Annotated in this window: 21 protein-coding genes and 2 pseudogenes; 12 read left to right on the top strand and 11 right to left on the bottom strand. The window is 26.4% G+C overall.

What is annotated here, in order from left to right; genetic code table 11:
• From BDU_RS05265 to BDU_RS05255, 3 genes and pseudogenes are all read right to left on the bottom strand, one after another.
• A partial coding sequence (locus BDU_RS05265; protein ID WP_041177839.1) for a variable large family protein occupies positions 1–953 on the bottom strand: 953 nt, incomplete at its 3' end.
• Between the two features lie 537 nt (positions 954–1,490).
• A pseudogene (locus BDU_RS05260) lies at positions 1,491–1,796 on the bottom strand (variable large family protein); the annotation flags it as partial.
• Positions 1,797–1,821: 25 nt separating this feature from the next.
• Entirely contained in the window at positions 1,822–2,859 is a 1,038-nt protein-coding gene (locus tag BDU_RS05255) for a variable large family protein (protein ID WP_012539686.1), read from the bottom strand.
• Positions 2,860–3,549: 690 nt separating this feature from the next.
• On the opposite strand from BDU_RS05255, the gene BDU_RS05245 reads away from it, so the two are divergent.
• Positions 3,550–4,077: a hypothetical protein gene (locus tag BDU_RS05245; RefSeq protein WP_012539685.1), complete on the top strand. Its 528-nt coding sequence runs from the start codon at positions 3,550–3,552 to the stop codon at positions 4,075–4,077.
• A gap of 417 nt (positions 4,078–4,494) precedes the next feature.
• Here BDU_RS05245 and BDU_RS05240 read toward each other — a convergent pair whose 3' ends face one another.
• Genes BDU_RS05240 through BDU_RS05225 form a run of 4 tightly spaced genes read right to left on the bottom strand, consistent with a single transcriptional unit; the run spans position 4,495 to position 7,375 of the window.
• Positions 4,495–5,046, bottom strand: coding sequence for a chromosome replication/partitioning protein (locus tag BDU_RS05240; protein WP_041177833.1), 552 nt, complete (start codon positions 5,044–5,046; stop codon positions 4,495–4,497).
• Positions 5,047–5,104: 58 nt separating this feature from the next.
• Positions 5,105–5,869 (bottom strand): ParA family protein, encoded by a 765-nt coding sequence (locus tag BDU_RS05235; protein WP_012539683.1) that lies wholly within the window; start codon positions 5,867–5,869, stop codon positions 5,105–5,107.
• Positions 5,845–6,405, bottom strand: a complete 561-nt coding sequence (locus BDU_RS05230) for a DUF226 domain-containing protein (protein ID WP_012539682.1) — start codon at positions 6,403–6,405, stop codon at positions 5,845–5,847. The genes BDU_RS05235 and BDU_RS05230 overlap by 25 nt, the downstream gene beginning before the upstream one ends.
• 31 nt (positions 6,406–6,436) lie before the next feature.
• The gene (locus BDU_RS05225; RefSeq protein ID WP_012539681.1) at positions 6,437–7,375 is read right to left on the bottom strand and encodes a plasmid maintenance protein; all 939 of its coding nucleotides are present in this window, start codon (positions 7,373–7,375) and stop codon (positions 6,437–6,439) included.
• Between the two features lie 260 nt (positions 7,376–7,635).
• Between BDU_RS05225 and BDU_RS05220 the strand changes: the two genes are divergently transcribed.
• The 3 genes from BDU_RS05220 to BDU_RS05210 all read left to right on the top strand — a co-directional run bounded on the left by BDU_RS05220 (position 7,636) and on the right by BDU_RS05210 (position 10,269).
• Positions 7,636–8,277 (top strand): hypothetical protein, encoded by a 642-nt coding sequence (locus BDU_RS05220; protein ID WP_012539680.1) that lies wholly within the window; start codon positions 7,636–7,638, stop codon positions 8,275–8,277.
• A gap of 95 nt (positions 8,278–8,372) precedes the next feature.
• Entirely contained in the window at positions 8,373–9,722 is a 1,350-nt protein-coding gene (locus BDU_RS05215; protein ID WP_041177832.1) for a protelomerase family protein, read from the top strand.
• An 88-nt stretch (positions 9,723–9,810) separates the two neighbouring features.
• The gene (locus BDU_RS05210; protein ID WP_038367361.1) at positions 9,811–10,269 is read left to right on the top strand and encodes a hypothetical protein; all 459 of its coding nucleotides are present in this window, start codon (positions 9,811–9,813) and stop codon (positions 10,267–10,269) included.
• On the opposite strand, the gene BDU_RS05205 is transcribed toward BDU_RS05210, so the two are convergent.
• From BDU_RS05205 to BDU_RS05195, 3 genes are all read right to left on the bottom strand, one after another.
• A complete protein-coding gene (locus BDU_RS05205) occupies positions 10,244–10,528 on the bottom strand; it encodes an acylphosphatase (protein ID WP_012539564.1) in 285 nt (94 codons plus the stop codon). The two genes, BDU_RS05210 and BDU_RS05205, sit on opposite strands and share 26 nt — an antisense overlap.
• A gap of 82 nt (positions 10,529–10,610) precedes the next feature.
• A complete protein-coding gene (locus BDU_RS05200; protein ID WP_012539677.1) occupies positions 10,611–12,242 on the bottom strand; it encodes a PTS transporter subunit EIIC in 1,632 nt (543 codons plus the stop codon).
• Between the two features lie 812 nt (positions 12,243–13,054).
• Complete coding sequence (locus BDU_RS05195) at positions 13,055–14,317, bottom strand: ankyrin repeat domain-containing protein (protein WP_012539676.1); 1,263 nt, start codon at positions 14,315–14,317, stop codon at positions 13,055–13,057.
• A gap of 162 nt (positions 14,318–14,479) precedes the next feature.
• Here BDU_RS05195 and BDU_RS05190 point away from each other — a divergent pair, with 162 nt between their 5' ends.
• Positions 14,480–14,980 (top strand): hypothetical protein, encoded by a 501-nt coding sequence (locus BDU_RS05190; protein ID WP_318250821.1) that lies wholly within the window; start codon positions 14,480–14,482, stop codon positions 14,978–14,980.
• A gap of 11 nt (positions 14,981–14,991) precedes the next feature.
• Here BDU_RS05190 and BDU_RS05185 read toward each other — a convergent pair whose 3' ends face one another.
• A complete protein-coding gene (locus BDU_RS05185; protein WP_012539674.1) occupies positions 14,992–15,684 on the bottom strand; it encodes an ImmA/IrrE family metallo-endopeptidase in 693 nt (230 codons plus the stop codon).
• 46 nt (positions 15,685–15,730) lie between these two features.
• Between BDU_RS05185 and BDU_RS05180 the strand changes: the two genes are divergently transcribed.
• From BDU_RS05180 to BDU_RS05150, 7 genes and pseudogenes are all read left to right on the top strand, one after another.
• On the top strand, positions 15,731–16,243 hold the full coding sequence (locus BDU_RS05180; protein WP_012539673.1) for a hypothetical protein: 513 nt from the start codon (positions 15,731–15,733) through the stop codon (positions 16,241–16,243).
• Between the two features lie 38 nt (positions 16,244–16,281).
• Positions 16,282–16,740 carry a hypothetical protein gene (locus BDU_RS05175; protein ID WP_012539672.1) on the top strand — a complete coding sequence of 153 codons (459 nt, stop codon included), beginning with the start codon at positions 16,282–16,284 and terminating at the stop codon, positions 16,738–16,740.
• Between the two features lie 121 nt (positions 16,741–16,861).
• Positions 16,862–18,217, top strand: coding sequence for an NCS2 family permease (locus tag BDU_RS05170; protein WP_012539671.1), 1,356 nt, complete (start codon positions 16,862–16,864; stop codon positions 18,215–18,217).
• A 546-nt stretch (positions 18,218–18,763) separates the two neighbouring features.
• Positions 18,764–19,279, top strand: a pseudogene (locus BDU_RS05165) (GMP synthase (glutamine-hydrolyzing)); the annotation flags it as partial.
• 29 nt (positions 19,280–19,308) lie between these two features.
• Complete coding sequence (gene guaB / locus BDU_RS05160) at positions 19,309–20,760, top strand: IMP dehydrogenase (protein WP_012539670.1); 1,452 nt, start codon at positions 19,309–19,311, stop codon at positions 20,758–20,760.
• Between the two features lie 299 nt (positions 20,761–21,059).
• On the top strand, positions 21,060–22,001 hold the full coding sequence (locus tag BDU_RS05155; RefSeq protein WP_318250820.1) for a hypothetical protein: 942 nt from the start codon (positions 21,060–21,062) through the stop codon (positions 21,999–22,001).
• A gap of 422 nt (positions 22,002–22,423) precedes the next feature.
• On the top strand, positions 22,424–22,681 hold the full coding sequence (locus BDU_RS05150) for a TM2 domain-containing protein (RefSeq protein WP_012539668.1): 258 nt from the start codon (positions 22,424–22,426) through the stop codon (positions 22,679–22,681).
• Positions 22,682–23,303: the final 622 nt, after the last annotated feature.

The following is a 23,303-nucleotide window of genomic DNA, read 5'->3' as shown; positions in this document are numbered from 1 at the left end:
TTGCGGAAGGGCGCCAGTGTGCTGGCAAAGGCCTCATTTATTGTTTTTAACACACTATCAACAGTACTTCTTATTGCTATTACTAGAGTACTTAATGCCTTATTTACTGCACTCGATGCTGCATCTTTAACTATAGTCACAGCATCATTAGCAGCATCGTTACCAGCAAATTTACCACCCTTTGCCATAGCTCTTAAAGCTAAAGCTCCTGCTACAACCCCATCTTTAGCAGAAGTTACAGCAGCAACATTATTATAAGCAGAATTATTATTAGCTAAAGCAGTAGCTTTACCACTAGAAATAGCTTTTAATATATCAGCACCAGTTATGGCTCCTACGGCTTTTGCTGCATCTGTTGCCGCTTCTTTTGCATTAGCAGCAGCTGCACCAGCTTTATCATTACCAAATAAATTACCTGCATCATCACTATTATGAGCTCTTGAAGTAGAACCATCTTTAGCTTTTTTATCAGTACCAGCATCAGGATTTCCTTCTTTTAGGTCTAATACATCTATAATAGTCTTCATTCCCTTTATTAATTTATCAACCTCACCAACAGCACCTCCACCATCAGAAGTAACCATATTACCAAGTAACTCAGCACCTTCAGCAATATTTGAAACTTCTTTAGCGCCTTCTGTTATTTTATCTAATTTATCTGTAATAAATTTATCAACAACTGTTTTAATTTTTTCATATTTCCCATTCTTCTCTAAAATTTCTCTTAGCTTTACTTTAATAGCTTGCATACTCTTCTCAATATCACTAAAATACTTCCCTATATCACTTTTTTTAGTATCAGCTTTAATACCAATAACATCACTAACCATATCTCCAAAATTCACAAATACATCCAAAAATCCTTTCCCTAAATTTGCTATATCACTCAAAAACACTTTCTCTGGATCTTTTACTCCTCCACTATTACATCCCATCACTACCATCATCACCATCACCAATACTATTCCCTTTACTCTTTACATCCTTCCCTTCCTACTCTCCTCTTCCTTCCTCAATTCTTCCTTCCCTTTTATTCCTTTTATTCCTTCTACATTCATTTTCTTAGCCTCCTTGTTTTATTCTTTTTTTATAGCTTTTCTATTGAGGCAAAAAAATAAAACGAATACAACTATGAATGACAAATGACAATTCAAAAAAATATCTAAATAAAACTGATGATTTCTTTTATTATAAATTTAAAAATACAAAATCTCTAGAATTTACTTCTATACATTTTTAAATATAAAATCATCCATTGCAAGATTAACTACTGAAAGATTACAATACTTAATTATTAAATACTAGTTGTTAAAAAAAACTCCAAAAACAATAATACATATTAAAATATCTCACTTAAATAAGATTCTACGCTTGTTTTCATACAATAAATTTAATACTTGAAACTAGAATATCTAGCAACATAAGACTCACAAAAGGAAAATAACTCCCCCTTGACTAAAGAGAAGTGTTTTCCTTAAATAATTTTATTTAATCGTTCCATCTTTCGTGTTAGCAATATTATCATTATTGACCGCATTATTAGCAGCTAATTTAGCAGCATCACCTGCATCTTTAACAATAGCTTGTAATATGTTAGATCCAGTCACTGCACCAACTGCTTTTGCTGCATCAGCTGCGGCTTTTTTATCATCACCAGCAGCACTACCAGTAAGAAACAATTTTCCTGCACCATCAGCATTATTTGCAGCTCTTGCACTAAAATCCTCAGCCTTGTTACTATCTCCTGCCTCAGGATCTCCTTTCCCTTTAAGTACTATATCAACAATCCCTTTAATTAGTCTTAGCTTTAGCTTCAAAACCCTATCCTTGCTTAATCTCTCCTAATACCTTATTTATCTCTTTTAATCCTTCATCCACTCTATTCCTTATTGCTATTGTTAAAGTAGACAATACCTTGCTAACAGCATTAGATGATACACCCTTAGCTCCTTCTGCTTCTGTTTTATTAGCAGCATCATCTTTTACAATAAACTTACCATTCTTTGCCATTGCTCTTAATGCTATACCAGCTGACATTACTGCGTCTTTCTTTGCTGCTGCATCTAAATCAGTAGTTTCAGTGGAATCACCATTAGCCATTGCAAGTCCCGCTGCATCTTTTGCTGCACTTGCCTTCCCAACAGCCACATTACCACTAGACTTAGCTATAGCTTGAAGAATATCAACGCCACTCACTGCTCCTATAGATGCACTTGCCGCTGCTATATGTTTCTCTTCTGCTCCACTGCCAGTCTTATCACCAAATAGTTTACCTATTTTTTTCTTATCGTCATCAAGAGATTTAGTTACATCTTTTAGTCCATCACCCTCGTTTGGTTTTAACACTACATCTACTATAGTCTTTATTCCCTTAACTAAATTTATTACACTAGTTGCTTCTGCCCCTTTACTAGCATCAGCAGCTTTTTCTATATCTCCTAAATTACCACTAGCATCTTTAATACCACTAGCTGCTTCCTTTGCTCCTTCTGCTACTTTATCCAATATACCATTAATAAACTGCTCAACTACTTCTTTCACCTTTGAATAGTCACCATTCTCTGCCACTACAGCGTTTAATTTACTTTTTACTGAATTCATAGTCTTCTCAATATCACTAAAATACTTCCCTATCTCACTTTTTTTAGTCTCTGCCTTTATCCCCAACGTCCCTGTAATCATATCGCCAAAACTCACAAACACTTCCATAAATCCTTTCCCTAAATTTACCATCTCACTCAAAAATACTTTCTCTGGATCTCTACCTCCACTATTACATCCCATCATCACCATCATCATCACCATTAATATTACTACTTTTACTCTTACTTTCCCCTCTCCTTTTTTCTCTTTATTCATTCTTCTAGCCTCCTTATTTTTTATTTTTTTCTAGCTTATCTTTAAAAGATAGTACAATAATTTTATTTCTCAAGTTTTTACAAAAAAATTTTATTTATAATTAAACAATCTCACAAAACAAAAAAACAAATGAAAAATTCGCAACCTGTCAAAAAAAAAAAAAAAAAAAAAAAAAAAAAAAAAAAAAAAAAAAAAAAAAAAAAAAAAAAAAAAAAAAAAAAAAAAAAAAAAAAAAAAAAAAAAAAAAAAAAAAAAAAAAAAAAAAAAAAAAAAAAAAAAAAAAAAAAAAAAAAAAAAAAAAAAAAAAAAAAAAAAAAAAAAAAATCTAAAATCTTCTAAGAAAAAATACAATAAACAAAAATTTCAACCCGAAAATCAAACTTATGCAAAACAAATAAGATATATTATTCTCAATTTTAAACAAATGAACAGACCAAGATAAAAGCTAATCTAACTAAAACATTCCTCTACTAAAGGATTAATAAAAAACCACCTCAAATCTAAAAACAATTTAATATCTTTATTATAATTATAACATAATTCAAAAATAATTCAAGATCAATACTCTTGTTTTTTAAATTTATTAAAGTATAATGTTCAAAAGATATCAAATATCATAAACTATTTATAAAAAATTTAATTGTAAATACATGCTATACATATTGTTATAGTATAAAAGGAGGAAATTAAGTGTTATATTCTTTCAAAAATTTAAAACAAACAACAATGCTATTAATTTTTCTATTTTTAGCATGCTCATCTATAGACATTGAACATGACACAATAAATAAGAAAGTAAGAATATACCAATATTTAAATAAAAATTTAGAATTAAAAGGTGTAATAGACTATCAAAATAACACAACTCAAATATTTTTACACACCAAATTAAAAAATCACAGCATAATTAAACAAACCCCACTAATACTTCCAGACACAACAAAAATAGAAGGTAAAACAAGCTATGAATATGATAACAAATCTTCAAGTGGAAAATGGGTTAATGCATCCTCCTTCATATTAAATAAAACTATATTAGAAAAACTATTAAATGAAGACGAATATGTATATAACAAAGAAGACGTCAAAATTCAAGTGGGATTAGAAACACTTAAAATGAATAAAACTAAAATCAAAAATTTCTTAATAAAACTCAATATAACAGAAAAGCAATATATCAAAAACAAACACACTGAAAAACAAAATATAAAAAAATAAAAAGAGCTTTAAAGTTAACCTAAAAACACATAAAGTTAATTTTAAAGCTCTTTATTTATTTACGAACCAAGAAAGATTCTTACACATAAAGTTCATATTTGCATACAAACCATTCTTAATCAACAAAAAACATCAATAAATATCAGTCAATAAACAGAAATAATATCAACATTCTCTTAAATATAATTAAAATGACAAAGGCTACTTTACTGTAGCCAACCTATTATTCTAATCAAACAATAAGAGTGAGACTTCAAATCTCAATCTATAAAACAATTATAAACTATTTTATTTTTTTTTGTAAAGTCTTTTTTAAAAGTTTTTATATTATTAAACAATAAATAAACATAAAATATATTATAAAAGTCCAATATTAATTAAAATAATAGATAATTTTAACAAAATAAGATAAACTCACTATGTTTTTAAACTATTATATCTATCTTGCATCTTATAAAAAAAATCCTTTTCAATCTTGTATACTTCCTGAAGCAAGAAACTAGCAAATTTTATATTTGATCTATAAAAACTAAAACTCTCTTCATCATCCAATCTAAATCTTAAAGATTTTAAAGGTTTAGCACTACTTTTACAAAGGAGATGCCCATTTTCTAACAATTGAATAGCATAATCTACCCCTCTATTTAAAATTAAATCATAGTCAATTTTACCACTATCAATTCCCGCCACCAATTTAATATATCTATATATAGAGGTCTTTGCTATTTTATAACTTTTAATAAAAGACGCAAAACTTTTATACCCATCAAGAGCATAATATTTACTTTCATTAATTTCTTTAAAAATTCTAGCGGTTTCTATTTTATTATAAGATTCTTCTTTTATTAAAACCTTAAGTTTTTCTTTTAATTCTAAATATCTCTCTTCTCTTGTTTTATTAAACTCTTTAATTCCATCAAGTTCTAAATCAATCCTCCTAACTATCTCTATTCTTTTATTCTTACTCATCATACACCTCTTTAAACCAATAGTTCCAATTTGGAACTATTGGTTCCATTTGGAACTATTAGTTATGATAAATTTTCTTCAAAAAGGTATCTAATATCCCTTCATAAGCCTTATAATAATCTTCATTTGGATTAAAATTATTTCTATAAAAAACAGTTTTCCTAAGATTATCTCTCTTGGGAACACTCCCCAAAAAATTATCTTTATACTCACTTTCAATAAAATTTTTTAACTCCCTATCTATATTTTGTCTTTCAACCAAGTTAGTTACTAAATAAAACATCGGCAATTCATTTCTAAATATGTCTCTTAATCTATTAGTGATCAAATCTAAACTCTCAATCGCCCATTGATCAGTAGGCAAAGGAACAATAAGATAATCAGTAATTATTAAACTGTTATTAAGCAAACTTCCTAAAGTAGGAGCTGTATCCATAATAATAAAATCATATCGATACTTTATATAACTTAAAAATATCTTAAGTAAACTTTCTTTCAAAGATATATTTTCTTCATTAAATTGACTTAAACTTAAATGACTAGCTATAAAATCAATATTCGTATTAACATTAGTAACTGCATTCTCAATATCTAATTCTTTTTTCAACACTCTATATATATTTATTTTTTTGATATCTACATTTTGACCTTTTATAATATTAATGTAAAAACTAGTACTACTAGCTTGTGGATCTAAATCAATTAATAATACTTTATAATTTCTAGATGAAAGAATATTGCTAAAAAACAAAGCTGTAGTACTTTTTCCAACACCACCCTTAATTGAAGCTACAGTAATTATTTTTGGTTTTCTTTTATCCATTTCAATACACCTTTATCCTCAAAATATTCTTTTCCATAAAACCGATGCACTTCTTTCTCTAATTTCAATGTTCTACTCAACAAAGAATTATAAAAATTTTTTTCCTTATTCTTTGATTGCAACAATGTACACAAACTTCTTAAATAACAAAAAACACTCCCTTTTTTAAATCTAAATTCTATATAATATATCTTTATTATTTTAGATGTCTTTTTGACCTCATTCTCTTTGTAATGTACAATAAATGGTTTAGGTAGCCTAGCAAACCCGTAATAGATTCCTATAAATCTATCTCCTTGCCTCATATGAAACAAATGCAAACTCTCATACTTGGTGGGATCAAAAACATTCCTAAAACACAGCCAAAATTTACCCTTATTAGGTTTAGCTTCAAAATTGTTTATCATGCTAAAAATCTTCGTATGATACATTTTTTTATAATTTTTATCTTCTATTCTCTTAAAAAAATTATTGTTTGCCTTATTAAGTTCCAATCTTCTTGCCAGTAATTTTGCTTTCAATTCACATGTTGCCATATATTTTTCTTCCCATATATTCCTAATATTCCTAACTGGATATCAAATTTTTTGCCTTTATAATATCAGATACCAAATCACTTACTTTCACTATCTTATTTGGGTCGTCTATATAATTCATTTTTGGTGCCACAATTTTTCTTGGATTTTGATACATTTGTTGCGCTTTTGTTTTATTTTTGTCTTTAAAACTCCCTATCATAAAGTTAAAATCTGTTTTAACACCTCTTTTGGACATGAACCATATTTTATCCCTCTTTTTTTTAAGAACAGTTTTAAAAAAAACTACAACATCATTTTCTTTGTATTCCCTCAATGCTTCCATAAAATCTTTCAAATTCCACAATGTGTTTTTATAACTTAACTGAGTTTCCACAATATTTCTGATTTCATTTAGATCTTTTTCCGTTATGTTAAACTTTTGTAGGATGATCTTTTCTAAGCGTTCTGTCCCATTTTTTTTCTCTTTGAAATAAGAATTCTTATATTTATAGTATTTACCTTTTTTATAACTTAAAAGACATGAAAATATCTGATGTGAAATTTTGAATTGTTGCTTTTGTTCTTTTAATTTGTCTTTATTAATAGCTTTGTCTATAGCTTGCTCTGTATTTTTCTTTTTTTGTATAAAATAAGCTGTGCTTATTGCTTTATTAGCCATCTTTTCAAGATTTTTATTGATTATGTAATAAGTAAAACTTCCATTATTTTTTCCAAGAGGATTGAAATCGGTTTTTAGTAGTCCAATTTTTTCAATGCTTGTAATATCGCTTTGTATAGTTCTTCTTGTTACTGTTTTAAATCCGTTTTTTTCTAATATTGAATTTACCATAATTACAACATTTCTTAGAGAATATCTTTTTTTATTTGTAAAATAATTATGTTGCAGTTTTTTAATTACCCAAAACACCTTTAGTCTTCGATCTACTACTTTGTTAAATGGAATTTTGTTTATCTTTTTGCGTCTCATTTTAAACTCCTATCGTTTGATATTTATCTGCAAAATACTAATGATATTTTAATTAAATGTTTATGAAAAGTAAAGTCTTTAAATAACACGTTAACATTTTGTATTGTTTTGTTTATTATTATTATAGAATATGATTATCATCATCATTATAGAATTTCATAGTTCTAATTGATGAATTATTTGCTAGCCTATCTAGGCTATATTGTTAGGTGTGTGTTTTATTAAGATAAGATAGTATTTGGATTTGTCACGAGGGGTTTTTGGGTGTAGTCTATAAATTTTTTTTGTCTTTTATGTTTATTTTTTTTTCTTGTAATTTTGATGTTTCTTCGAAATTTTTTACTCCTTTAGAAGATGCAATCAGATTAGAAATATCGAGGTATGAGCCTTTAGGTAATAATAAGTTTAAAACCTATTTTCATTCTAAGAATTATTTTGAATCTGTTAAAGATATTAACGGCTATTCTTATTATTTTATATTAGATAAAACCACAAAAAACATTGTTATGGAAATAATATTATTTTCAAGGATAGCAGTTTTATTAGATTATAAATTTGGTTTTATTTTTAATTTTGGTTTTAATTTTGATTTTTTAAATGTTATTTCTCCCAATGTATTTGAGTTTCAAGTTAAAAAGTTGTTTAAGAAAAAAGTTTCTTTAGGTTTAGGTAATGATCTTGATATAAAAAATGATAGACAAATTTCTACTTATAATTTTAATTTACGATATGTAGAAGAGATTAATCGTGAATTTGAGAATAGAAATCATAAAGATGATCTTAATTCAAGCACGAGTGAACTTATGTATTTTGTAGGAAGTTCTGAATATTCTGTTTTAAGAGAAACTTATATTGTTCTTTATTATTATGTTTTTAAAGCTATTGAGAGATTTATGCAATAATAGAAGTTTTTAAGTAATTTTATTTATATATAATAAAAATTATTGTAGGTTGAATAGGTGTTCTTATTATCTTTTCTTGATATAATGTGTTTAGTATGTCTTTAAAAGTAAATATCAAAAAAGATCTTGAGTTGTTTAGAAAAAACTTAGAAGAAATATATGTTAAGTATTTGAAGCAGGAAATTTCATATTCTAAGTTAAAGATGGGTCTTGAAATGCTTGCTGAAAAGCATAAAAATATGCTTTTGAGAAAAGATAAATTTACTAACCTTTCAATGATATTAAATCTTTCTAAAACACGTAAAATAATAAAAGAATATATAAATCTTGCTGTGATTGAAGAAATTAGGCAAAAGAATAAACTTTTATTTTTTTGGATTCCTAAAGAAATAAAAGAACTTTCTAATATTGATATAAAAGATTTATGTAAGATTGAGGAATTGATGATTGCTCATAATATTCTTGGTCAGAAAGTTTATTTTGAATCTTTTCTTGGTTTGTTTAAAAGTCCTGAATGGTTAAATGATTATGCACATCATTATAAGATTTCAAAGATTAATAGTTACAGAAGAGAACAAATATCAGTCAAAATAAATTTGAAGACTTATATTAAAATCATAAACATTTTATTGACTCAAAAAAGAGATATTAGGTTGAAATTTTATGGAGTATTAATGGCTACAGGTCGACGTCCTGTTGAAATAATGAAGGTTTCTGAATTTTATGTTCAAGATAATGAACATATCTTAATGAAACATATTGCTAAAAAGAAAGAGCATAATTTAATTCATGAAATAGTTTTTCCTACTTTTGCTGATTCTAGATTGGTAATTGATTCAATATCAGAAATAAGGTATATGGAAAGGACAGAAAAGCTGTCAAAAGAGATTATATCTTCAAATCTTGCTTATAGTTATAATAGATTATTTCGTAAGATTTTTGAAAATATATTTGAACCCGAAGAGTCGATTTATTTTTGCAGAAGACTTTATAGTAGATTTTCTTATCTTGCATTTGCTCCAAAGAATATGGAGTTAAATTTGTGGATCACTACAGTCTTAGGGCATGAGCATGATGATATAATAACAGCTTTTCATTATAATCGTTATATCTTAGAAAATTTGGATGATAATGCTGATTTTGATTTATTAAAACTGCTTAACAAACGAATACATACCTATGTTAGGAGAAAGACTACATATTCTGTTGTTAATATGGAAAGATTAAATACATTGTTAGAGTCTTGTAACATTATAGATGATAATTATATTAAGACTTTGCGTGTAATTCAGGAATTTATGATAGAAAAAGGTTTGGCAGAATTAGAAATGCTTAGAGGTCTTAATGTTAAAATTCGTAGGCTTTTTAAGCAAAAATATGGTTATAATTATAATTATGCAAAATTAGGAGAATATTTATCTTTGATTTTTGGATATGATACTTGAAAGAAGTATATTTAGTATCAATTTTATTGAATTTATTTAAGTTTTTTTAAATATTTTGATTTATATTATTGTAATATATTTTAATTGTATGGATACAGGATTTCTTTATTTTTTTAAAAAGGCATTAAGTGTCGATGATAATAGAATGGTTTATATTTCTTATCTTTATGATAATTTGGTTTCAATTCAACCAATGCAGGATTGGTTGAAAATTGATTTTAGAGATTCTAAAAGGGGTAAAAAGTATTTTTTTCTTTTTCAAAGAAATAAGTTAAATGGAGAATTTATTTCGTGTAATTTTTTAAGAACAGAAACAAATCATGCTCTTGATATTAAATTTTCCGATGGCAATTTAAATATTTTTTGTAAGGATAGGAAGTCATTAGAATTTTTAAAATTTAGAGTTGAACATTTTTTTAAATCTAGTACTAAAAGCTTGAAGGTTGTAAGTAAAAGTAATAATAAACCAAAGGTTGGTAAAATGAAAGTAATTAAGGCAAATATTAGGAAAAATATTAATATCAATAATAAGAACAAAAATTTTTAAAATCGAAGGGGTACTTTGTATCTAAGATTTTTTTTTCTATTTTGTGAATTTTTGAATATCCATTGCCTTTTTTTAGTGCATTTTCGAATGAGTCGATTTGTTTGTTATTGATAAAAAAAGCTATTATTTCTACTCTTCCATCATCTAAATTTTTGACAAATCCTTTAATTCCTATTTTTTTTGCTATTTGTTCTGTGAAAAATCTAAATCCTATGCCTTGTACTTTTCCAGAAATGAAATACTGATATTTATGCATCATTGTATTCCTCCTTTCAAAAATGATAAGAGGAGTAGTTTTTAATAATATTTCTCTCCTCTTATTGTTAGTTTATATTTTTTGATTATTTAGTAATTTGAATTTTGTTTATTTCCATTCTTATATTATCAGAGACTCCTCCGAATACGATTTGAATATCATTTCCTTTTTTAAGCATACCGCTTGCTCCAATAGATTTGAAATAAATGTCAGACTTTACTAATTCTATTTGATTAACATTTATTCTTAATCTTGATGCACATGCATCAAGGTATGTTATATTTCCTTTTCCTCCAAGTCCTTCTAGTACTTTTCTCGCAATTTCTGAGATTTTTGTTTTGTGTGGGTTTGTTTTTATTATGTCTTCTTCTATATCTTCGCGACCAGGTGTTTTAAGATTGAATTTTGTAATTGCAAGTTTAAAAATGTAATAAAACCCTATGAAGTAAAATATTCCAATAGTAGGAATCATGATCCAAGTTGTTTTACTGTTGCCTTGTAATATGCCAAATAAGAACATGTCAATTAACCCACCAGAAAATGTTAATCCAACCCCAATATTGAAAATATGAGCTAATAAGTGAGCAAGTCCAAAGAGCGGGACATATATGAGATAATAGAGAGCAGGTGCTGCAAATAGAAAAGCAAATTCAAGGGGTTCTGTGATTCCTGTTAGCATTGATGTAAAGCCAGCTGATATTAATAGAGAAGCAGCATCTTTTTTATTCTCGGTTTTTGCTGTATGATACATTGCAAGAGCAGCTCCAGGTAATCCAAAAATCATTACTATAAATTCTCCACTAAAAAAACGGGTTCCTTTTGTGACTTCAAAATGTGTAGTATTAGGATCTGCTAATTGTTTGAAGAATATATTTTGTGCTCCTGATATCAATTCTCCATTAATTTCCATTGTTCCGCCTAGAGATGTTTGCCAGAAAGGCATGTAGAAGATATGATGAAGTCCAAAAGGTATCAAAGATCTTTTAATTGCTCCATATGCAAATGAGCCAAAATATCCCGATTTTTCTATGATATTGCCTAATGAGGTCATCATACCTTGAATGAATGGCCAAATACATGTTAAAATTATTCCTACTATAAACATTACAAGTGTGGTTATGATGGGAATAAATCTTGATCCTCCAAAAAATGCTAGAAATGTAGGTAGATGGATATTGTGCAATTTGTTATGAAGCATTGCTGCAATAAATCCTGCTATCATTCCTCCCATTACGCTCATTTGTAGGGAAAAAATTCCAAGTACATTTGTATATTCTTGACTTTTAGAAATTGCTTCTGCTTCGGTTGTTCCAATTGCTAAGAGTGCTTCTACATTTGTGGTTGCAGGAGTAATGCCTTGAATTGATAAAACTCCGTTAATGGTTTGATGCATAACTAAGAAACCTATGACACCAGCAAGTGCTGCTGTTCCTTTTTCAGCTTTTGCTAGTCCAATTGGAATTGCTATTGCAAACATCAAGGGTAAGTTTGCGAAAATAACTTCTCCTGTATATTTTATCAAAGACAATGTTGCATGCATTATAGTTTTTTCTCCAAATAGTGCTTCAATTCCATAGGTTTGAATCATTGTTTTGTTAGTAAGAGCACTGCCGATTCCTAGTAAAAGTCCGGCTATTGGTAGCAAAGCTATTGGTAACATGAAAGCTTTTCCTACTTTTTGTAATGTTGTAAATATAGATTTTGATAGTATTGACATAATATCCCCTCCCTTAAATTGTTATTAAATTTAATATAATTAAAAATGTTAATTATATTATTGATTAATATTAACAATATTTGGTAATCTTGTAAATAAATTTTAAAGATAAAATTCTTTTTCAAAGAATTAAAGAATTCTATATTGTGATACAATAATGTTGTTTATTTTCATTTTATGTCTTAGTTGTAATTTTTGATGAGCGTTCTTTTAATAGATTGAATTTCATATATTTCAATTTTAAATTTTATAATGTAAGTGTCTTTACATTTAATTATGTATGATCTTGTCAAGATTTTTTGGTCTTTTGGATTATTTTTGTTTCTTAAGTTGTTAAATATATCTTTATGTTTGTCATTATATAAATTATTTTATTATCTTTTTTCTGGTTTTTAAGGTACAAGTCTTTGCCATAGATAAATGTAATGGGTTAAATAGTGAAAATAGTTGCTCTTAAGAGAAATTGAAAAGTTTTAATATTTTATGCATGTTAATATTAGTTTTAATAAGCATAAATATCTATCTTATTAATTTTTCAGTCTGAAATCTTGTTTTATCAATAATATTAAAAATTGAATTAGTTTGATATTATAGTATTTTTTATGTGAGATGTATAGTAATACAATTCTATCTTATTTCTTGATTTTTATTTGAATAGTGTATATTAAAATAAGTTTGTATATTTGAGTAACTGTAAAATATCTTTTGCATAATTTAATTTTTTTATTTTCAATTCAATATGCAATTATAGAGTATGGTAAATATTAATTAATTTAATTAATATTTACCATATTATAAGATAATAAAAATAATTAATTAATTATTTTTATTATCTTATATATATGTAAGTATTGGTAAATTTCTCCATCTTTGGGAGTATAATCTGATGGTAGTTTTTTTGTGAGGTCTTTTATATGTGGGTTTGCTCCTTTTGTTATAAGAGATTTAATGAAAGTGATATCATATTCATTAATTATTGCATGATGAAGTGCTGTTTTATTTTCTTGATCGGTTAGATTTATATTGAAATCTTTTGACATTATATGATTTATTATATTCTTAGCTTTTGACTTTATTGCATAAATTAATACGGGATTTCCATCTGAAAATATTGTATTTAGAGAAAATGTATTTGGATTTTGTTTTAAGAATGTTTTAAAATCATTTAATTTGTCATTATTTATCAACATTTTTAGTTTGTTTTTTTCTTTAATATATTCCTTGTATTCATTTTTAATTTTGATGCTTTTTAAAAAGTTGTCCTGATTTTCTGTTAAATCTATATAATAAGGGATCGTATCGATGTTATTTTTATAATAATCAATATTTCTTTTGGTGTTGTGTGAGTCAATATAATAAACATTAATGAGTTCTTTAAAATAATGATTATCATCTTTAGTGATATCAAATTTAACCTTATGATTGTTATATACCTTAAATGGAGTCAAATTGTATGTTTGATCATAGAATAATAAATTTGTTATTTTGCCTTCTGAATTCCTAAGAATAGGAATGATATTTCCATCTTTGTCAACACTGATGTTTGATATTTGATTATTTGAACAAGGTAATTTATATTTGTTATACATTGGTAAAATTTCTCTTTCTAATTGAGAAATTTTACTTTTAATTTCTGTATTTGTTGCTTTAATGTATGCATCATAATTTTTTTTGATATCAGTTGGTGTTTTATTGATTTTTTGTGAGTATTTTTCAATACTAGCATTGAATATTGTATTTATTGGATTTAATTTTGACATTAATTCCATTTTGATTGGTTCTTTTAATGGTAAAATGTATTTTTTTAAAAATGTTTCATTGATTTTGTGTATTTCGAAAAAATCCTTTTTAAATTTTTGAAAATCTTCTAATAATTGTTTTTCTGAAAAATAATGAGATAAATTAGTAGCGATTATAAAAAAAATAAATAAGGTCGTATAATATAAAAAACTTAGTTTTTTCATTTTATTCTTGATTTTAATTCTTAAATTTGTATTAAAAATGGTAAATGATGTAATTCCTATAATAATATATCCAACATATATAGATATATTACTTAATGTGTGATAGCTCATTTAAGTTCCTTTAGATTGATTTTCATACATTATTATATCAAAACAAAGTTATTTTATTTACTTTGTTTTGATGAAAAAGTATAATCGAGTTGTTATATGCGTATTTTTTTAAATTTTTATATTTTCTTTATCTTTTTGTTTTTTTTAAGTTGTTATACAGTTTTGTTAGATGAATTTGACAGTAATGATGATTTCAATTTTTTGACTTTAAGAGAGTTGATGGCATATCCTGAACTAAGGATTTCGGGTATTGATCTTAAAAAATATGCAGTTTTAAATGATTTATACAATAATAACTTTGAATTTATCAAAGGAGATCAAGAGGGTTTTGTTTCTATTTCTGATTCTAGTTATAATAGTAACATTGAATATATTAAAAAGCTTTATTTGTATAATAAGAAGTTGTATAAAATTATTGTAGCGTATAGTATAGTGCAGGGTTCATCTTTTAAGTCAGAAATTTTGAAGTATTTTGATAGACATAATATTAAAGAGAAATTTCCTTTAAGAATAAATGTTCCTTTTTATAGGACAAATATAGGTAACAAGTCTTGGGTTGTTATTAAGAAAAATTTTTTGGATATGCTTATTCAAGATAAGAGATCTTTATTTGTTGCTAAACGTAAATTAGAAAATATGCTTGAGATTTTTTCCGTTCAATAATTGGTGATTGTTTACTCTAATTCTTCAAAAATTTTTTTTATGCTTGCTTTTCTTGTAATTTCTCTTTTTTCTAGGTCTATTGCTATTGATTTTTTTAATTGGTCTATGTTTTGTAGTAACAGATCCTTAGCTTTTGTTCTATCTATTTGTTTGGTTTTTAATTTTTTTTGTATTTTGTTTTCTTTTTCAATTTTATGGATTTCATTGAGCATACTTAATTTAAAGTGTATGATATTTTCAGATACTTGAAATTCTTTTGCCATTATTTTTTGTGGATATCTTATTGATTTATATTGTGGTACTTTTAGTTTTAGAGTGGTAGTTGGGATTAATAAATTTGTTGCAAATATGTTAGCTTCTATTGTCATGTTATTATCTTTAGTATTGATTATATCTGTTCTTTTTGATGGATTAAAAACTTGGTATTTATGCATTAAATAGTGACCAAGTTGCTGTGCTATTGCGAATCTTTTATTTGTTAAGTTCATTGTTTCATTTATATATATAGCTTTTTTATTTGGTTTAATATATCCAGAAAAATTTTTATATTTTTCTTCAAATGTAATTTCAAATACTTTAAGTCCTTCTCCTATTGCAATTTTGATGATAGGGACGGGGATAAGCAATACAGCATATTTTGAGATTATATAATCAGAATAAATATAAGGTGTTTTAATATATGAGCTAAAATTATTGGATTTCATTCAATATAAACATTCTCCTTTTCATATTGTATAATATAATTTAATTATGAGATATAGTTTTTTCTTATTTGTTTTGTTTTTTTTTTCATGTAAGACTTTAAGTGTACATGAGATTTTAGATAAAAAATTTGATAAAATAGAGAGGGCAAGTTATTTTCTTTATTTTTATCCAAACAGTCAAATTTATATCAAAAGAGATAAGTTAACTAATAATTTTTCTGTGTTCTTGAATATAGTGTTGAATTTGGACTTAAAGTCGGATTTTAATAGTGATTATTTGAAATTGATACAAGATGGTAACTATATTGGTAATGTTAGTATTTCTAAAGTTGTAAGTATTGGGAGATTTAGATTTTTATATGTTAATATTGATAGAGGCAATTCTGATTTAATCTTAAGGGCTCTTAATCCTCATAAAAGTTTATCTTTTGTTTTAGATGAGTATTCTTATCAAGTATGGACTCGTGAGACTCTTGAATATGATGCCAAGTTTATTGATGTTGATTTTGAAAGTAGTAGAAATACTCTGAAGTATGCTCTTGAGAATAATATTTTATAATAAATTATGTTGGTATATAAAATTTCCATAATAGGTTAATGATAAAGTTTATTAAATATTTTATTTTATTACATTTTGTTTTTTTAATGTTTTCTTGTGAGACTATTGATTTGAAGGATATTGATAAGGGTCTTGAAGGGTTAAGTAAAAATTCAAAATATATTAGATTAATATTTGGGAATAATAAAATTTCTTTAAGGCATTATTTTACCATTGCTGGAAAGTTTCATTTAAGATATAAAGAACCATTGTTTTTAAAGTGTGACAATGATATAGTAGCTTTGTTTTTATTTAGGAGATATAAAAGAATTGGTAGCGAGTATATTCAGACTTTTTTTAGTGTTGGTAAGGATGTGTCTCTAAAAGTGTATCTAGAGCTTATTAGAAGAAAAAAATTTTTTATTATAAATAGTGCTGGTCAAGTACTTAAGACTATTATTTTTTCTAATAATTCTAATAGTGAAGATGTGTTATTGCAAAATAATAAGATTATTTGAGATATTTGTATATAGTGATTTTTATCTTTTTTTTTATTTTTTGATTATAGTATTAATATAAGAGTATAATGATATTAATTTTAATTTTTGATACAACTAAGATGTTTGGGAGGAATTTATTTTGAGTGACAATAATGAAACATTAATATCTCAGATTAAAAATAATAGTATTGATTATAAAACAGAAATTATAGCTGGAATTACAACGTTTTTAAGTATGGCATATATAATAGTTGTTAATCCTTATATACTCTCTCATGCAGGTATGCCTATAGGAGCATTGGTAACAGCTACATGTTTAACGGCTGGATTTGCTACCATTTTTATGGGATTTTATACAAATACTCCTTTAGCATTGGCATCGGGGATGGGTATTAATGCGTTTTTTGCGTTTTCTGTTGTAAAAGGAATGAATATACCTTGGGAAATAGCTTTGGGAGCAGTTTTTATTGAGGGTATTATTTTTATTGTTTTGTCTCTGTCAGGAATGCGTGAAGAGATTGTAAATGCTATACCAGGGAATTTAAGGTGTGCGATTACTGTTGGTATAGGTTTATTTATTGCATTTATTGGTTTCGTTAATAGTGAGATCATTGTTAGGAATGAGTCTACGTTGGTTGGACTTGGTCATATTATGAATTTTAAGGTTTTACTTACATTGTTAGGTATTATTGCTATATTTGTTTTTGAACTGAAAATGATGAAAGGGAGTATCTTATTGTCAATTTGTATGACCACTTTAATAGCATGGTGTTATGCTCTTTTTGATAGAAATGCTGCTTTAAATATGGGTATTAGGTTGCCAGATGGTTTTTTAAGATATGAATCAATTGCACCTATATTTAATAAATTGAGTTTTGAATATGTGTTGGGTAAAAATTTTTGGAGTTTTAGTTTTATAGTATTTATTTTATTATTTAATGATTTATTTGATACTATTGGGACTTTGGTAGGAGTTGCGTCAAAGGGTAATTTGGTTGATAGTCGAGGTAAGATACGTAATGCTAATAAAATATTATTAGTTGATGCTGTTGCTACAACTTTTGGAGCTTTGTTAGGAGTATCTCCTGTGACTACCTACATTGAAAGTTCAACAGGCATTGCAGAGGGAGGTAAAACAGGATTTACGTCAGTTGTTACAGGTATTTTATTTATATTGTCGGTATTTTTTGCACCTTTATTTGTTGCTGTTCCTACTGGTGCTACATCAGCTGCTTTAATATATGTGGGATTTTTTATGTGCAAGGACATAAAAAATATTGATTTTGCAAATATTAGAGAAGCTATTCCAAGTTTTTTAATATTATTTTTAATTCCTCTAACTTATAGTATAGCTGTGGGTATAGGAGTAGGGATAATTTTTTATGTGATTATAAGTGTGTTATATGGTTTAATTACCAGAGAAGGTATCAAAGTTTCTCCCGTTATATTTTTGTTATTTTTTATTTTTGTTTTAAAGTTGATATTTTCTCATTAAATTAGCTAAGCTAACATTTTCTAAAGAATTTTGTATGGTGATTGATAGATATGAAAGATAGTTATTGATAATTTTTTTATTATTTAGGATTTAGATTGAGTATTTGAAGTGACATAATTTGTATTATTGATTTTAATAAATTTTTTTATTATAAAGTTAGGAAAAAGTATTAATCATTACTTATTAATTACTTTTAAGATAGACTTAATAGTGATGATTTAGTGAAATATAATACTCAATGTTTGATATTGAGTTTGTTGTTTTTTTGTTAATTTGTTTCAAAGGATATGTTGTTTTTAGATAAAAATAGTAGTGTTTTATAGTATTTGTTGTTAGGAATTTATGAGGCTATTGAATTGAATAAATTTTTACTAATAAAGAAAAATAATGTTAAACGATTATGGTATGAATAAGGTAATTATTGAATATAAGGTGTTTATTTTTGTTATTCTGGTAATTAGAAAGTTAATATAAGTTTATTGGATTAATTATTTTTTATTTAAGTATGGTGTCGATCATTATGGGTGTGTTTGCTCTTCAAAAAATATTAAATCACATCATAATGTAGGGGGACTTCCTGATAAAATTAACCTAAATTTATTAGAACCGTTAAGGAATCTTTTTAAAGATGAGGTAATTCAATTGGGAGTGCAATTGGGTCTTGAAGAGGAAGTTCTCTATAGACATCCATTTCCAGGGCCAGGATTGGCAATAAGAATAATAGGGGAAATAACAAAAGATAAGATTGATATTTTGCAAGGAGCTGATCATATTTTTATAGAAGAGCTTTTGATAAATAATTTATATTATAAAGTAAGACAAGCATTTGTGGTGTTATTACCTGTAAGATCTGTAGGTGTTATGGGAGATAACAGGACATATGAATATACAGCTGTCATTCGGTGTGTTAATACTCTAGATTTTATGACAGCTAGTTGGGTTGAGTTACCTTATAGTTTTTTAAGAAAAGTTTCATCAAGAATAATTAATGAAATTAGGGGGATAAATAGAGTGTGTTATGATATTTCTTCTAAGCCCCCAGCGACGATAGAATGGGAATAATTATAAATTAGTGAATGAGGGAGAAATAATTGATGGATAAAATAGTAAAAGAAGCTTTGACTTTTGATGATGTTTCTTTAGTTCCTAGGAAATCATCTATATTACCTAGTGATGTTAATTTGAAGACAAGATTAACAAGAAATATATATTTAAATATACCTTTTTTAAGTTCAGCTATGGATACAGTTACAGAAAGTAGAATGGCGATAGCGGTGGCAAAGGAAGGTGGGATAGGTGTTATACATAAGAACATTACTATTGAAAAGCAAAGGAAAGAGGTGGAAATAGTAAAATCTTATCATCGTAATGGGATTATAAGGAATCTTATTACGATTAATGAGGATACTAGTATTAAAGAGGCTAGAAGGTTGATTGTTAAACATAATATTTCTGCATTGCCAGTTACAGATCATGCAGGTAAAATATTAGGTTTAGTAACCAGTAGAGACATTAAGTATATTGCAGATGATAATATTCCTGTGATTAATGCAATGACTAAAAAATTAATTACTGCAAAAGAAGATATTACGTTGTCAGAAGCCAAAGAGATTTTATTTAAGCATAAGATAGAAAAGTTACTTATTGTTGATGAGTCAAATAGTTTGCGAGGATTAATAACTTGCAAGGATATAGATCATGTTGAACATCAAGAATATTTTCCAAATGCATGTAAAGATATGAATGATAGATTGAGGGTTGGGGCAGCTGTTTCTACTGATGTTGATACTTTAGAGCGTGTTGAAGAATTGGTTAAGGCAGATGTTGATGTTATTGTTGTTGATTCTGCACATGGACATTCTACTAAGGTAATTGAGATTGTAAGGAAAATTAAAAGTAAATATCCAAATTTGGATGTTATTGCAGGTAATATAGTAACTAAAGAAGCGGCTTTTGATTTAATTGATGCAGGTGCGGATTGTTTAAAAGTGGGAATAGGTCCTGGGAGTATATGTACAACAAGAATAGTTGCAGGAGTTGGTGTGCCACAGTTGACAGCAATTAATGATGTTTTTGAGGCTTGTAAAGATACAAATATTTGCATTATAGCAGATGGTGGTATTAGATTTTCAGGAGATATAGTTAAAGCAATTGCTGCAGGAGCTGATAGTGTGATGATAGGGAATCTTTTTGCTGGGGCTCATGAATCTCCCTCAGAGGAAGTAATGTATAATGGCAAGAAATTTAAGATTTATGTTGGTATGGGATCTCTTGCTGCTATGGCTAGGGGTTCTAAATCTAGGTATTTTCAATTTGAAAGTAAAGATTCTCCTGGAAAATTGGTTCCTGAGGGTATTGAGGGGATGGTTCCTTATGTTGGCAAGGTAAAAGACATTATCTTTCAATTAAAGGGAGGTTTAATGTCTGGGATGGGATATTTGGGAGTTGAGACAATATTAGAATTAAAGAGAGATTCTAAATTTGTCAAAATAAGTTCCGCATCATTAAGAGAATCTCATACTCATGATGTTTTGGAGAATTAAAAATTTATTGTTTGATTTTGTAGTGAAGTTTTATATTATTTATAATTTTGAATTTTCTTAAATAATTGTTTTATAGTTATCCATTTATATTTACCCTAAATTGAGGGTAAAAGTCTTAGTGTATATATGATGAAATTTAATTTCAAGATAAATATATTTATATAATTGATGTTCTATCTGTATATAATTTCAGTGTTTACTTTTTTTATGAATTTTAATCAGTAGTATATTCTTGATTATTGCTAATTTGGAAGTAAAATGTTGTACACAAGCTTTTGATTTTAAAAAGGAGGAGAAAAATGACCAGATATAATGATGTATTTATATTATTGATGCTAATATCTATAGTATCATGTAAAAATGCAGTTGACGGAACTAAAACTGTCAAGGATATAAATGGTAATGCAAGAAATGGTTCTAGAGCCAAGAGTGATTTTGTTGTAGCTAATGGTTTTGATATGAGGAATGGTCCTGCTCTAGAGAATAATTCTGGTATTGATAATGCTAATATTAGAAATGATGTTGATCGATTAAGCAAAGATGATATTGTTCAACTTAAGACTTTTATTACAAAGTCTGTTAAATATGCAAGATCGTTATGTCTTCTTATACAAGAGTATCATACAATTTATAGTTTTCTTAAAAATTATGTGTATTGTGTAAATGGTTCTGGTAATTGTGATAATGCTAAATTAACCAAGGAATCTATAGATGTCATAGTAAAAATGAAGGTTGATAATATTGTTGATAAACTTGAGAATATTTTAAATTATTTTAAAATTCACAATCCTAAGATGAGGATAGATTCAATTGAACAACTTAAGAAAATTTTTAAATATCATGTTAATTTTGTCTTTGATAGTAACGAAATAAAAATGGATCAAGTTGTTGATGTTGTTAAATTGATAATTAATGCTTATGAAAATGTTATTGATACTGCTGTAAATATGTATGCTGATATGTTTTCTTTTATAGTGTCTCAGTGTTCTTCAAAAAAATTAGCGGAAATTTCTAAAAATTTTGTTCGAAGTATCAGATTATGTATGAAAGAAAATGATAGTAATAATATTTTATTGGTTCAAATTATGATTTCTGTTTTTGAATCTATTTTTTTAAATCAGGGAGATATTAGAGATGTTAAAGAAAATGCCAGAAAGTTATTTTTTTATAGGAGAGGAAAAGAATTATCAAATTCTATTGATGAACTTTATGTTGTTTATCATATAGCCAGACTGAATTAGGTTTTATTTGATTTTTGTTTTTATTAATGGTCTTAATATTCATTAAAATGGCAAAAAATGACAATAGGTTATTAAATTGTCAACAAACTTAGCTATATTTATCTCATATAGTTAAAATAAATCTTGACAAGGGACTATTTCTAATATTAATTTTTAATTACTATCTATATTAATATTTAATAGAATCGAATTTATTTTGTAATGCTTTTTTTATAAGTTTTTTCATAGGATTAATATGTCTTTGAAGTTTCTTCAATGCTTTTATTTTAATAAATCTATTGAATTAGTAATGATAAATAAATTGAGGTCCAGATATTATTACTTGTATTAAATTATTAATTATAGGAGAGGAATAATATGTCTAAAAGTATTGATGAAGTGTATTGTACTTCTTGTGGCAAGGCTGTTAAAAAGAGGTTGCTATGTGTGTTAATTGTGGAGTTTCAAATAAGTTAAACTGTTATGAAATGAATTCTAGTGTACTTTGTTATAATGAAAAAAAGTTAATTTTATTTATATTGTGCTTTTTTTTAGGATATCTTGGTATTTATCGATTTTATTCGAGGAGAGTTGGTACTGGATTGCTATATATGTTTACTTTTGGTTTGTTTGGAATTGGCATTATTATTGACCTAATAAGAATTTTGTGCGGTTCTTTTTATGTAAAAAATAAACGTTAATTATTTTTCAATGAATCCTTTGTTTGTAAGTAACTCATTCTATATCTTTGATTGGTTATAAGCAAAAATAAAGAGTGGTGTTTAATAATATTGATGGTAATTAACAAAATTAAAGCAATAATTTTGTTAATTACCATCAATATTATATATAAAAAATTAAAAATGCTATCTCATATATATAACAATGGTGTTTTTAAATTTGATTCTTCAATTTAATAGGCTAAAATTTCAATGTTTTTGAAAATTTATGTTTATAAAGATCAATACTTCATCTCAATTCTCATCAAGGAGATTTCAATAAAACTTCAATGTTTATGCTTTTAACATACTAAATTAAATATCAGAAGTGAACTTTAATATCTATATTAAAATTATTATTTATATTTACATGTAAAATCAAATGGACTTGTATTCCTACATTTATTATACTAATGATATTGATTTTATGAAGTTTATATTATTAATTTTATATGGGAATGTAAAAAAAAAGAAAAAATGTAAAGTTGTGGTGAAGATGGAGAATATATTTTTATCTTCAAACAGGTATTGTAATTAGTATTTTGTCAAATATGTAAAGATTTAATTAAGAAAAACATTTTAGTATGTGCTTTTTATAAAAATA

Origin of the sequence: Borrelia duttonii Ly, assembly GCF_000019685.1 — a bacterium.
Taxonomy (GTDB): domain Bacteria; phylum Spirochaetota; class Spirochaetia; order Borreliales; family Borreliaceae; genus Borrelia; species Borrelia duttonii.
The sequence above is the reverse complement of the archived record's forward strand: the minus strand, read 5'-3'. Positions and strand labels throughout refer to the sequence as shown.